Origin of the sequence: Aquabacterium sp., from assembly GCF_036279655.1 — a bacterium.
Taxonomy (GTDB): domain Bacteria; phylum Pseudomonadota; class Gammaproteobacteria; order Burkholderiales; family Burkholderiaceae_C; genus Aquabacterium.
Map to the genome: position 1 here is coordinate 1 of NZ_DASUIT010000003.1, position 12,616 is coordinate 12,616.

Below are 12,616 nucleotides of genomic sequence, written 5' to 3' on the forward strand. Positions count from 1 at the left end.
GCCAGCGTGAGAACTGGTGGCTGTGGCTGGAGCACGAGGGGCACATCTGGCTGACACAGCGCCCCGAGACCGGGGTGTGGGCGGGTTTGTGGACCTTGCCTTTGCTGGAAGACGAAGCTGCGGTCTCACGGGTGGTGTCGGCCCTGGGGGCGGTGCAGATCGAAGTGCAGCCGGCCATCAAGCATGTGCTGACGCATCTGGATTGGCATCTGCACCCCCGGCGGGTGATGCTGGCGGTGCGGCCTGACCCGGTGGTCTTGCCCGGGGTGGATGGGGCACTGCCGCAGGGCGGCGAGGCCCATGGCCGATGGGTGCCGATCGGTCAACTGACGGCATGGGGTCTGCCAGCGCCGCTGAGGCGTCTGTTGCCCTGAGCTTTGGGCTTGAGTGTGGGCGGGGCGCTCAATCGCCCAGCGTCACCACCACCGGTGCATGGTCGCTGGGCCGCTCGTTTTTGCGCGGGGTCTTGTCGATCACGCAGGCGCTGACCTGGGGCTTGAGGGCGTCGCTGACCAGGATGTGGTCGATGCGCAGGCCCTGGTTCTTGCGGAAGGCCAGGTTGCGGTAATCCCACCAGCTCCAGGGCTTGGGTGGCTGCTCGAACAGGCGGAAGGCATCGTGCAGGCCCAGGCCGCACAACTGCTGGAAGTGGGCCCGCTCTTGTGGGGTGCAGTGGATCTGGTCCTTCCAGGCCACCGGGTCGTAGACATCGGCATCGGTGGGGGCGATGTTGAAGTCGCCCATCAGTACCAGCCTGGGGTGGCGGGTGAGTTCGTCCTTCACCCAGGCCTGCAGGGCATCGAGCCAGCTCATCTTGTAGACGAACTTGTCGCTGTCGGGCGCCTGTCCGTTGGGGAAGTAGGCGCCGATCACGCGCACACCGTCCACGGTGCCGGCAATCACGCGGGCTTGCTCGTCGGCCAGGCCGGGGATGTTGCGGACGATGTCGGTGCTGGGTGTGCGGCTGAGCAAGGCCACGCCGTTGTACGTCTTCTGGCCAAACCAGGCCGAGTGGTAGCCGGCCGCTTCCAGGTCAGCCTGAGGGAACTTGTCATCCGTGAGCTTGGTTTCCTGAAGCACCAGGGCATCGACCGGGTTGGCGGCCAGCCAGTCGAGCAACTGGGGCAGACGGACGGACAGGGAGTTGACGTTCCAGGTGGCGAGTTTCATGGCTTTTCCAGCACGTTGACTTGATGGATGTTTTGGGGAGTGTGGCTGATTTGTGCAGTTGGCCACCCACTTGGCTACCCAAATATTCCTTGCATCGCGAGGTGCTCATCGGGTCCCAACGGGCGACTGCATTATCTCGTCGGGAAGTGCCGGTCATCTGGGTGTCAGCAGCGGTCCCCCGTCGGCGGTCGTCACGTGCAGGAGTGGGGCGCGATGGAGCGCACTCCTGGCCGGTCAGATGGTCAACGTGTTCGGCCAGAGCGTAGCCCGCTCCTCGATGGCGTCTTCTCGGCTTGGGTATGCGGAGCTGCCAAAATGTCGAGGATGGGGCAGTCCGGTCTGTCGTCGCCATGGCAGCAATGAACGAGGTGTTCAAGGGTGGCCTTCATGGCAAGCAGTTCCTGGAGCTTCTGATTGAGCTCCTGCAGATGAGCCTGGGCCAGAGCTTTCACCTGGCGGCTTGGGCGTCGACGGTCTAGCCAAAGTCCCAGCAGTTCGCGGATCTGATCTAGCGAGAACCCGAGGTCTCTGGCTTGCCGAATGAAGCGCAATGTGCTGACCTCCTTGTCGGTGTACTGGCGGTAACCAGCATCGGTTCGCAAAGCGCCAGGGAAGAGCCCTACGCTTTCATAGTGTCGGATCATCTTGGCTGAGACGCCTGAGGCCTTGGCGGCGTCCCCGATGTTCATGTGTTTGCTCATCCAGCGGCTCCTTGTGGGTCGACAGTGATAGGCTTGGTTTGCTGTGGCAAATCGCTTTCCATCACACCCCGCCAGCGGCGCAGCAAGAGCGCATTGGCGACGACGCTGAGGCTGCTCAGTGCCATGGCGGCGCCCGCGATGACCGGGTTGAGCATGCCCAGTGCTGCCAGTGGGATGCCCAGGACGTTATAGGCAAAGGCCCAGAACAGACCCTGCTTGATCTTGGCATAGGTTCGCCGTGACACGTCCAGGGCGTCGGCCACCAGCCTGGGATCGCCGCGCATCAGCGTGACGCCTGCGGTCTCGGTCGCCACGTCGGCGCCGCCGGCCATCGCAAAACCGCAAGATGCCGCAGCCAGTGCTGGACCATCGTTCAAGCCATCGCCCACGAAGGCCACCACTTCACCGCTGGCGCGCAATGCCTGTACGATCGCCGCTTTGTCGCCCGGCAGGACCTCGGCTCGCACATCAGGAATACCCAAGGTCTGCGCTACCGCATCTGCACTGCCCCGATTGTCGCCGGTCAGCATCAGGGTTCTGATTCCCAGTTGGTGCAGCTTCCTCACCGCGTCAGCTGCTGTTGGCTTGACGGTGTCCCCGAAGGCCATCAGCCCCAAGAGGTGAAAGCCGCTGGCATCTTGTTGCACAAGCCATGACAAGGTTCGTCCTTGCCGCTCCAGTACCGCGGCTTGCGTGCCGAGCGCACCTGCATCCACCCCCAGTTCGTTCAGGAGTCTGGTATGGCCCAGCATCAGCTTGGTGCCTTTCACCATGCCCTGCACGCCGCGACCTGCCAGTGCCTTGGCGTCTTGCACGGGCGGGATCATGAGGCCGGCATCGCGGGCATGGGTCGTGACTGCCAGCGCCAGCGGATGGCTGCTCACTTGTTGCAACGCTGCTGCCAGAGTGACGACGTCGTCACTGACGGTACCTTCGACCGGTACAACGGTGACCAGCGTCGGTTTGCCTTCTGTCAGTGTGCCTGTCTTGTCGAACGCCACGACGGTCACCGAGTGCGCGATCTCCAGTGCCTGAGCATCCTTGATGAGGATGCCTCGGCGTGCGGCGGCCCCCGTTCCGACCATGATCGCCGTGGGTGTGGCCAGGCCCAGTGCACATGGGCAGGCGATCACCAGGACGGACACAGCGTTGATCAGTGCATGCTCCCAGTCTCCGTGGATGCCAAGCCAAGCCAGGAAGGTGAGCAGCGCGATCCCCAACACCACGGGAACGAACACGGCGCTGACACGGTCCACGATGCGCTGAATGGGCGCCTTGCCCGCCTGGGCCGACTCGACCATTCGGATGATGCGTGCCAGGGTTGTTTCGGCTCCGACAGCCTGCGTCCTGACAATCAGCATGCCCTCGGCGTTGATGGCCCCGCCGGTCACCTGATCGCCCACTTGTTTGGTCACGGGCAGGCTTTCGCCGGTGATGAGCGATTCGTCCACGTGGCTGCGCCCCTCCATGATTTCGCCATCGACGGGCACGCGGTCACCCGGGCGTATGCACACCAGGTCACCGACCCTCACGCTGGTCACGGGCACTTCGACGTCAACGCCATCGCGCCGTACCCGAGCCGTGCTTGGCCGCAAGGCGTTGAGAGCGCGAATCGCGTCGGTGGTCTGTCGCTTTGCGCGATCCTCCAGCCACTTGCCCAGCAGGACGAGCGTGATCACGGCAGCCGAGGCTTCGAAGTACAGGTGTGGCGTACCGTGCTGTGAGTGCTGAAGCTGCAGGTAGACGGACAGGCCAAAGGCCGCGGAGGTGCCAAGCGCAACCAGCAGGTCCATGTTGCCGGCCTTGGCCTTGACGGCCCGCCATCCTGCGCGGTAGAAGCGCCAACCAAGCCAGAATTGCACGGGCGTGGCCAGTGCGAGTTGCAGCCAGCCATTGAGCACCCAGTCGATCCCCACCAACTGCAGCACCATGGGAAACACCAGAGGCAAGGTTAAAACGGACGCAATGGCCACAGGCCGCCATGTGGGCCGAGTGTCGGGCCGTGCTGGCTCGGCTTCCTGCTTCCATTGGGTCACATAGCCTGCCTTGGTGATCGCTGCAACGAGAGATGCAGGGGGGACGGTGGAGAGTGCACGCACGGTGGCCTGTTCGGTTGCCAGGTTGACAGAGGCCGACAAAACGCCGGGAATCGTCAGCAAGGCTTTTTCTATGCGGTTGACGCAAGAGGCGCACGTCATCCCGGAGATGGGGATGTCGATTCGCAACGAGGCAGGCTGCTTTGGCGAGGAGATCATGGTGTGCTCACGGAAGGTGGTGATGTGTGCCGTTGATCCTCAAGCTTCCTATCGTGGGAATGTAAAGCCATCCCGAAATTGGGCGTGTCAATAGCGTGGTTATTGAAAGCAGGGCCTTGACCTTCCCACTGTGGGAGGCTTGAAAGTGGACTGATCTCAAACCAACCGGAGTGTCTGATGATCACTTTTGAAGTCAAGGACATGACTTGCGGCCATTGCGTCAGCACCATCGTCCAGGCGGTTCGGGCAGTCGATAGAGGGGCCGACGTACGAATCGAGTTGCAGTCGCACCAAGTCCAGATCGACCCCACCGAGGCAGATACAGATGAACTTCGCGACGCCATCCAGGAGGCAGGCTACACGCCTGTGGTCGTGACAACAGGATCGCTCAAACCCGACGGGGTCATGCGAAGTGACGGTTGTTGCGGATGACCTTGCATCTGCAAATTCGAGTCGACAACCGCAGGATTCGATGCTGACCCAATCGCGAGAGCAGCGATCATCGATCATCGATGACGGTGTGGCGATCAGTAGTTCTCAGGCACCCGATCATGGTGCCCGCGCAGCCAGTGCAGCAGCAACTGGAAATGCTCCTGCGCGGCATCGGGGTGGGTGAGCAGGCTGATGTGATCGTAGTCGTGACGGTAGCCCGTGCGGCGGCCCAGCAGGTGCACGCGCGAGACGTGGGGCCCCGATTCGTCCCGGAAGCGCTTGACGTCGTGCGGGTGGCCGCGGCAGGGGTCGTTCTGGGCTGCCAGGTACAAGGCTGGGGGCAGGCGGGTATGGCGTGCGGCCGCGCCATAGTCGAAGCCGTCATCGCTGTCGATCCAGGGGCTGGCCTTGGCCCAGCGCTTGATCTGCCAGTGGGTCTTGTTGGTTTCGTTGTCCGCGCCGAACTTCAGGCGTCGGGCTGGCAGATAGCCGACCCGGCGGGTGACGCCGCGCAGCACCCAGTTCCACATCAGATCGATTTCAATCAGCTTGTGGATGTTGCGCACCTGCACGCTGCGTTTGGCGGCAAAGTGGACCAGGCTGGCCACCTGATCGATCAACTCCGGGTAGCGCAAGAGGGTGCTGTTGAGCAGCACACCACCCCAGGAGTGCGACATCCAGTGCACCGGCTGGTCTCCGCTCAGGCGCCGCACGGTGGCGTGCAGGGCGGGCAGATCCTCGCAGATCATCTCGGTCTGGCCATGGCGCGCATCGGCATCGATGCGGGGCGTGCTTTTGCCCTTGCCCCGCAGGTCGGCCACGAACACGTCATAACCCTGGCGAGCCAGGAAGTGGGCCAGGCCCTTGCCGCCGTGGCTGTAGAACACCCGGCCGTTGGACATCATGCCGTGGATCATGAGCACGGGCGGCCCCTGGCGCTCGGCATGTCGGATGCGCTTGAGGAAGAGGGTGTCTCGGTCGTTGATCGGGACCCGAAGGTCTTCCTGACGGTTGCTCATCACATCCTGCGGGCCTGTGCGCCGTGATGGCAGGGATCACGCGCGGGAGGTGATTCTAGTGCGACGCCTGGTCAGCAGGCCGAGGCGTCTCGGACGCACTCGGCCGCCACCGGGGTTCAGGCCTGAGTGGCCTGTTGCTTGGCGGCCAGCCGCTTGGCCCGCGAGCGGATGTTGAGCGCCTCGACCGACAGCGAGAAGGCCATGGCGGCGTAGATGTAGCCTTTGGGCACATGCATGTCCAGCGCTTCGGCGGTCAGGGCCATGCCCACCATCACCAGGAAGGCCAGGGCGAGCACCTTGACGGAGGGGTGGCGGTCGACGAAATCACCAATGGGCTTGGCCGCGAACAGCATCACAGCCACCGAGGTGATCACGGCGGCGATCATCACGCCCAACTGGTCGACCATGCCCACGGCCGTGATGACCGAGTCCAGCGAGAACACGATGTCGATGATGGCGATCTGACCGATGATGCCCCAGAACAGGCGATTGCCGGCGGACTTGAGCAGGGCCGGGTCGGTCTCGGGGGCGTGGTCGTCCTCGCGCGCTTCGACTTCAACGAAGATCTCGTGCGAGGCCTTCCACAGCAGGAAGAGGCCGCCGAAGAGCAGCACCAGGTCACGACCGCTGATGCCCAGGTTGAACACGTGGAACAGGTCGGCCTTGAGACCCATGACCCAGCTCAGCGAGAAGAGCAGCAGCAGGCGCGAGACCATGGCAAAGCCCAGGCCCAGGCGGCGGGCCTTGTCGCGCACATCGGCAGGCAGGCGGCCCACCAGGAGGGAGATGAAGATGATGTTGTCCACGCCCAGGACGATTTCCAGGGCGGTGAGCATCGCGAAGGCGATCCAGAGATTGGGGTCGAAGAGGAAGTCCATGGGGCGGTGCGGTGTTCGATGGCGTGACACCGTTTGAAAGGCTGAATCGCGGACGATACCGCCTTTAAACGCCCCCGTAAAGACAGCTTTCAGGGATGAATACTTCCAAAAAACAGAAGTATCAGGCCTTCTTGCGCTTGTAGATCACGAAGTGATAGGCCCAACCTGCGTCGGCTTGATGGGTTTCGCGGCTGTGCTCGACATAGGCCTGCCGGTCCCACGGTGGGAAGAAGGTGTCGCCCTCGAAGTCGGCGTCGACCTCGGTCAGGATCAGCTCGTCCGCCCGGGGCAGGGCCTGGGCATAAAGCTCGCCCCCCCCGATCACGAAGATGCGGTCTTGGGGCCCGACTTGCGCCAGAGCGTCGTCCAGCGAGTGGGCGACGTCGACCCCCTCGTGTTGCCAGGCGGTGTTGCGGGTGATGACGATGTTGCGGCGACCCGGCAGGGGGCGCCCGATGGACTCGAAGGTCTTGCGGCCCATGAGGACCGGACAGCCCAGGGTGGTGCGCTTGAAGAACTTGAGGTCTTCGGGCAGGCGCCACAGCAGGGCGTTGTCCTTGCCGATGGCGCCATTGCGGGCCACGGCGGCGATCAGGATCAAGGGCATGGGGGTGCTCGGTCAGACGGCCACGGGGGCCTTGATGGGGGCGTGGTGCTGGTACTCCAGGACCTCGAAGTCTTCGTACTCGTAGTCGAAGATCGACTCCGGGCGGCGCTTGATGTGGAGCACCGGGTAGGGATAGGGAGCGCGGCTGAGCTGCAACTCGACCTGTTCGGTGTGGTTGCTGTAGATGTGGCAGTCGCCGCCTGTCCAGACAAAGTCGCCCACGTCCAGGTCGCATTGCTGGGCCAGCATGTGGGTGAGCAGGGCGTAGGAGGCGATGTTGAAGGGCACGCCCAGGAAGATGTCGGCACTGCGCTGGTAGAGCTGGCAGCTCAGCTTGGGGCGCGCACCCTCGGTCTGGGGCGGGGCGACGTAGAACTGGAAGAAGGCGTGGCAGGGCGGCAGGGCCATCTGATCGATCAGGCCGGGGTTCCAGGCACTGACGATGATGCGGCGCGAATCCGGGCTGGTCTTGAGCTGCTTGACCACGTCGGCGATCTGGTCGACGTGGGTGCCATCGGGCTTGGGCCAGTTGCGCCATTGCACGCCATAGACGGGGCCGAGCGAGCCGTCTTCGCGGGCCCACTCGTCCCAGATCGTCACGCCGCGCTCTTGCAGCCACTGGACGTTGTCGTCGCCGCGCAGGAACCACAGCAACTCGACGATGATGGACTTGAGGTGGACCTTCTTGGTGGTCACCAGCGGGAAGCCCTCGCTCAGGTCGAAACGCATCTGGTGGCCGAAGACGCTGCGCGTGCCCGTGCCGGTGCGGTCGGTCTTGAGCACGCCGTGCGTGTGGACGTGGCGCATGAAGTCTTCGTACTGGCTGCGAATGGGACGGGTCACCGTGAGGCCTTCCAGAAAAAACAGTTCAGCCGGGATTATCCCGGCTGAATGACACCAATTTCAGGTGAAGGGTTGACGCTCAGCGCGGTTCGCGCAGGAAGATCTCCACGCGACGGTTGCGGCTGCGACCTTGCTCGGTGTCATTGCTGGCCACGGGTTCGCGCGAACCGCGTCCGACGGTCTCGACGCGGCTGCTGGGCACGCCCCGGTCTTCCAGGAAACCCTTGACCGTGTCGGCACGGCGCTGGGACAGCGGATCGTTGATGGCGTCGCTGCCGGTGCTGTCGGTGTGGCCCACGATGCGCACCAGCATGCCCGGGTTGTCCGTCAGGCCTTTGGCGAAGGTGCTCAGCACCTCGCGCAGGTCGGGCTTGAGGGTGGCGCTGTTGGTGTCGAAGGAGATGTCGCTGGGGATCTGCAGCTTGAGCTGGTTGTCCGGGGTGCGGGTGACCTCGACGCCCGTGCCTTGTGTGGCCTGCTCCATGGTCTTTTTCTGCTCTTCGAGGCGGCGGGACCAGACATTGCCGATGACGGCGCCGGCCACGCCACCCACGACGGCCCCGGTGCCCGCATCGTTGCCGGTGACTTCGCTCAGTACGGCACCGGCCACGGCACCGATGGCCGCGCCTGTGGCTGTGCGCCGTTCGGTGTCGTTCATGTTGGCACAGCCGGCCAGCAAGGCGGCGGCCAGGGTGCTCAGGGTCAGAAGACGCGTGCCGCGTGCTGGGGTGTTCATGATGTGCTTCTCCAGGGTTGGGGGAATGGACAAGCCTACTCCCTCCAAGCATGGCAGCGCCAGCCCCCGGGGAATGTGTTTCATGGTTCGAGCTGTGCCGAGGCCAGCCGCTGGTAGAGCGCGCAGCGCGACAACAGCTCGGCGTGGGTGCCCACATCCACCAGTTGGCCTTGGTCGAGCACGGCGATGCGGTGGGCATTGATGACGGTGCTCAGGCGGTGCGCGATGATCAGGGTCGTGCGGCCTTTCATGGCCTCTTCGAGGGCGGCCTGCACGGCGCGCTCGCTCTCGGTGTCCAGGGCGCTGGTGGCCTCGTCGAGCAGCAGCAGCGGGGCGTTCTTGAGGATGGCGCGTGCGATGCTGATGCGCTGGCGCTGGCCGCCTGACAGACGCACGCCGCGCTCGCCCAGGAAGGTGTCATAGCCTTCGGGCAGCTTCAGCAGGAAGTCGTGGGCATGGGCGGCCTTGGCGGCCGCGATGACCTCGTCGTCGGTGGCGTCGGGGCGGCCATAGCGGATGTTGTCCATGGCGCTGGCCGAGAACACCGAGCTGTCCTGGGGGACCACGCCGATGCGCTCGCGCAGGGCATGCAGGCTCAGTTGTCGAATGGGCGTGCCGTCCAGCAGGACGCGGCCTGACTGCGGATCATAGAAACGCTGCAGCAGTTGGAAGACCGTGGTCTTGCCTGCGCCGCTGGGGCCCACCAGCGCGATGGTTTCGCCTGGCTGGATGGTCAGGCTCAGGTCCTGCAAGGCCGCCTGCCTGGGGCGCGAGGGGTAGTGAAAGCCGATGTGCTCCAGCTCGATCAAGGCACCGCCCGTGCTGGCGGGCAGGCTGAGCGGCTGGGCCGGGTTGTCGATGGATGAGCGGCTGTGCAGCAGCTCGATCAGGCGCTCGGTGGCACCGGCGGCGCGCAGGATCTCGCCGTAGATTTCAGACAGGGCGGCCGTCGAGCTGATCAGCAAGATCACGTAGACCACCGTCTGGCCCATGTGGCCTGCGCTGATGCGGCCTTCCACCACGGCCTGGGTGCCCTGGTAGAGCCCCCAGAGCAGAGCGCTGGCGATGCCGCTGATCACGAAAGCCACGAGAGCGGCGCGCACGCGGGCGCGGCGCACGCTGGTGCCAAAGGCGTTCTCGGTGGCCTGGCCGAAGCGAGCGGCCTCGCGGCCTTCGGCGGTGTAGCTTTGCACCACGGGGATGGCGTTGAGGGTCTCGGCCGCGATGGCGCTGGAGTCGGCCACGCGGTCCTGGCTGTCACGCGAAAGGCGGCGCACACGGCGGCCGGCCAAGATGGCGGGCACCAGCACCAGCACGATGAAGCCCAGCACGGAGGCCATCACCTTGGGGTTGGTGACGACGAGCATCACCAGGGCACCGATGCCCATGATGGCATTGCGCAGGCCCATGGAGAGGCTGGAGCCCACCACCGACTGGATCAGGGTGGTGTCGGCGGTCAGGCGCGAGAGCACCTCGCCGGTCTGGGTGGTTTCGAAGAACTGAGGGCTCTGGCGCAGCACATGGCTGTAGACGGCACTCTTGAGATCGGCGGCGAGGCGCTCACCCAGCCAGGTCACGCAGTAGTAGCGCGAGGCCGAGAACACACCCAGGGCCACACCGACCAGGCCCAGCGCCAGGAAATGCTCACGCAGGGCCATGACCCGCTCACCGGGGTCCGCTGGCAGGAAGCCCTGATCAATCAGGTTGCGCAAGGCCAGGGGCAGCATCAGGGTGGTCAGGGCGGCCAGCACCAGGAAGACAAGCGCGGCAGCGATGCGACCTCGGTAGGGTCGCAGGAAGGGCGCCAGTGATCGCAGTGCTCCCGGCGAGGCCTTGACAGTGGCCGCTGTGTCAGTGTCCCCCGGGGGGGACGGGTCTGAGGGCAAGGCAGGGGCCGAGGTGGTCGACGACATGGGGTGTGAAATGGCAGCGCTTGGTGCGGTATGTCGTCATTATCCTGTCTTGACAATATTTGTGCAGGCAAATAATATTATTTGCATGAGCAAGCATCCAGCACGTCCCGCGTCAGACCCGAACCCCTCCGCCGAGGATCTTTCCGAGTTGGTGTTCTACAGGGCTGACAGCTATTGCAGCGACGATTCCATGGGCTTCCTGATGCGACGCATCATGCTCAGCCTGATCAACGATGTGGATCGTCGCCTGGAGAGTCAGGGTCTGACCCATGCGCAGTGGACGCCACTGTTCATGCTCTACAAGGGGCGTGCCTCGACGCTGGCGGAGCTGGCGCGCGAGTTGCAGATCGACCCGGGGGCTCTGACACGCACGCTGGATCGGCTGGAAGCCAAGGGCCTGTGCCGTCGCGAGCGCTCGACCGAGGACCGGCGGGTGTCCCATCTGACCCTGACCGAAACCGGTCTGGCCGCTGCCGCGCGCGTGCCCCATGTGCTCTCGGAGGTGCAGAACGCCTACCTGAAAGGCTTCACCCGGGATGAGTGGCAGCAATTGCTGGCCATGTTGCGCCGCTTGCTGGTCAATGCGGAAGCCATGAAGGACAAGGAACATTCATGAGTCGGGTTGGCGCATGGGGCCACATGGCGTGTGTGGCGGGCGTGGTCGTGCTGGCGGGCTGTGCCGCGCAGAACGATCTTCAGAATCAGCTCAAGCCGGTGGCGGCCGAGCGCTGGGGCCTGGCTGCCAGCGCCCCTGACGGTGTGAGCGCGGCTCAGGCCTGGTGGACACAGTGGCATGACCCGACCCTGAACGCTCTGATCGAGCAGGCCTTGCACGAGCATCCCGGCATGCAGGGGGCTGCGGCACGAGTGCGTCTTGCGCAGGCGGCTCTGGGCCATGCCGAGGCGGCCGACACCCCGCAGATTCAGGCGCGTGCGGCGGTCGATCGTCAGCACTTCACCGAACACGGGCTCTACCCCCATCCCGTGGCGGGTGCCAGCCTGAGTTCCGGCACGCTGCAGCTGGAGGGCCGTTGGGAGGCAGACCTGTTCGGGCGTCAGCGCGCGCAACTGCAGGCCGCGGTGGGGCAGCACAAGGCGGCCATTGCCGATGAGCAGGCGGCGCGCGTGCTGCTGTCGGCTCAGGTGGCCCGTGCCTATGTGCAATTGGGGCGCCTGCAGGCACAGCGTGCGGTGCTGACCCGTGCACTGGCCCAACGCCAGGAGGTGCTGAACCTGATTCAACAGCGCGTTCAGGCGGGCATCGACACCCTGGTCGAGCAGCGTCAGGGCGAAGGGGCTCTGCCCGATGCCCGCCAGCAGATCGCGTCCCTGGACGAGCAGATCGTGCTGACCCGCCATCAATTGGCGGCCCTCACGGCGCAAGCCATGGATGCCTTGAACAGGCTGGAGCCCGCCTGGTCCACCCTCCAGGTGTCCGCCGCGCCTGCCGTGGTGCCCATGAACCTGCTGGGGCAGCGGGCGGATGTCATGGCACTGCGCTGGCGTGCCGAGGCGGCGGGCGCACAGTCCGACGCGGCCCGCACCCTGTTCTATCCCAACCTCAATATCCAGGCCTATCTGGGGCTCAATGCGATCGGGCTGGATCGCCTGTTCCAGTCGGGATCGCAGCAATGGGGCTTGATGCCCGCCATCGATCTGCCTTTGTTCGACGGCGATCGTCGCCGGGCCAATCTGAAGAGCCATCTGGCCGAGCAGGACGCCGCGGTCGCCAGCTACAACCAGGCGGTGATCGATGCCGTGCGCGAGGTGGCCGACCAGGTCGGCAGCGTGCAGTCGATCGACCGTCAGCAGCAGGAGCAGGCCCAGGCGCAACAGGCCGCCGAGTCGGCCTACGACGTGGCCGTGCAGCGCTACCGGGCCGGGCTGGGGCCCTATCTGAGCGTCTTGTCGGCCGAGGCCGCTGTGCTCAACCAGCGTCGCCTGGCTGTGGACCTCAAGGCACGGGCGTTGGACGCTCGTGTGGGCCTGATCCGATCCCTGGGGGGCCACTGGCCTGCTCAACCTTGAGCGTTGAGCGCGCCGTGGCTGATCCCTTGCAATG

General features: G+C 64.9%; 13 protein-coding genes. 4 read left to right on the forward strand and 9 right to left on the reverse strand.

Annotation, left to right across the window (positions count from 1 at the left end; genetic code table 11):
• Window positions 1-374 (forward strand): NUDIX domain-containing protein (locus VFW84_RS00145; RefSeq protein WP_329678395.1); only part of this gene is annotated, 374 nt, incomplete at its 5' end.
• Window positions 375-402: 28 nt separating this feature from the next.
• On the opposite strand, the gene xth is transcribed toward VFW84_RS00145, so the two are convergent.
• The 3 genes from xth to VFW84_RS00160 all read right to left on the reverse strand — a co-directional run bounded on the left by xth (window position 403) and on the right by VFW84_RS00160 (window position 4,126).
• On the reverse strand, window positions 403-1,170 hold the full coding sequence (gene xth, locus VFW84_RS00150) for an exodeoxyribonuclease III (protein WP_329678396.1): 768 nt from the start codon (window positions 1,168-1,170) through the stop codon (window positions 403-405).
• A 242-nt stretch (window positions 1,171-1,412) separates the two neighbouring features.
• Complete coding sequence (gene cueR / locus VFW84_RS00155) at window positions 1,413-1,859, reverse strand: Cu(I)-responsive transcriptional regulator (protein ID WP_329678436.1); 447 nt, start codon at window positions 1,857-1,859, stop codon at window positions 1,413-1,415.
• A gap of 8 nt (window positions 1,860-1,867) precedes the next feature.
• Window positions 1,868-4,126 carry a heavy metal translocating P-type ATPase gene (locus tag VFW84_RS00160; RefSeq protein ID WP_329678397.1) on the reverse strand — a complete coding sequence of 753 codons (2,259 nt, stop codon included), beginning with the start codon at window positions 4,124-4,126 and terminating at the stop codon, window positions 1,868-1,870.
• A 177-nt stretch (window positions 4,127-4,303) separates the two neighbouring features.
• Here VFW84_RS00160 and VFW84_RS00165 point away from each other — a divergent pair, with 177 nt between their 5' ends.
• Window positions 4,304-4,558, forward strand: a complete 255-nt coding sequence (locus VFW84_RS00165) for a heavy-metal-associated domain-containing protein (protein ID WP_329678398.1) — start codon at window positions 4,304-4,306, stop codon at window positions 4,556-4,558.
• Window positions 4,559-4,653: 95 nt separating this feature from the next.
• Here the strand turns inward: VFW84_RS00165 and VFW84_RS00170 are convergent, their stop codons facing one another.
• The 6 genes from VFW84_RS00170 to VFW84_RS00195 form a co-directional block, all read right to left on the reverse strand.
• Window positions 4,654-5,577 (reverse strand): alpha/beta fold hydrolase, encoded by a 924-nt coding sequence (locus tag VFW84_RS00170; protein ID WP_329678399.1) that lies wholly within the window; start codon window positions 5,575-5,577, stop codon window positions 4,654-4,656.
• A 116-nt stretch (window positions 5,578-5,693) separates the two neighbouring features.
• Window positions 5,694-6,455: a TerC family protein gene (locus VFW84_RS00175; RefSeq protein ID WP_329678400.1), complete on the reverse strand. Its 762-nt coding sequence runs from the start codon at window positions 6,453-6,455 to the stop codon at window positions 5,694-5,696.
• Window positions 6,456-6,576: 121 nt separating this feature from the next.
• On the reverse strand, window positions 6,577-7,062 hold the full coding sequence (locus VFW84_RS00180; protein ID WP_329678401.1) for a dihydrofolate reductase: 486 nt from the start codon (window positions 7,060-7,062) through the stop codon (window positions 6,577-6,579).
• Between the two features lie 12 nt (window positions 7,063-7,074).
• Entirely contained in the window at window positions 7,075-7,905 is an 831-nt protein-coding gene (locus tag VFW84_RS00185; protein WP_329678402.1) for a thymidylate synthase, read from the reverse strand.
• A 79-nt stretch (window positions 7,906-7,984) separates the two neighbouring features.
• Window positions 7,985-8,641: an OmpA family protein gene (locus tag VFW84_RS00190; RefSeq protein WP_329678403.1), complete on the reverse strand. Its 657-nt coding sequence runs from the start codon at window positions 8,639-8,641 to the stop codon at window positions 7,985-7,987.
• Between the two features lie 80 nt (window positions 8,642-8,721).
• Complete coding sequence (locus VFW84_RS00195; protein ID WP_329678404.1) at window positions 8,722-10,554, reverse strand: ABC transporter transmembrane domain-containing protein; 1,833 nt, start codon at window positions 10,552-10,554, stop codon at window positions 8,722-8,724.
• An 85-nt stretch (window positions 10,555-10,639) separates the two neighbouring features.
• On the opposite strand from VFW84_RS00195, the gene VFW84_RS00200 reads away from it, so the two are divergent.
• Both VFW84_RS00200 and VFW84_RS00205 read left to right on the forward strand, forming a co-directional pair.
• On the forward strand, window positions 10,640-11,170 hold the full coding sequence (locus tag VFW84_RS00200; RefSeq protein ID WP_329678405.1) for a MarR family transcriptional regulator: 531 nt from the start codon (window positions 10,640-10,642) through the stop codon (window positions 11,168-11,170).
• Complete coding sequence (locus VFW84_RS00205; RefSeq protein ID WP_329678406.1) at window positions 11,167-12,582, forward strand: efflux transporter outer membrane subunit; 1,416 nt, start codon at window positions 11,167-11,169, stop codon at window positions 12,580-12,582. The genes VFW84_RS00200 and VFW84_RS00205 overlap by 4 nt, the downstream gene beginning before the upstream one ends.
• The last annotated feature ends 34 nt before the right edge of the window (window positions 12,583-12,616 follow it).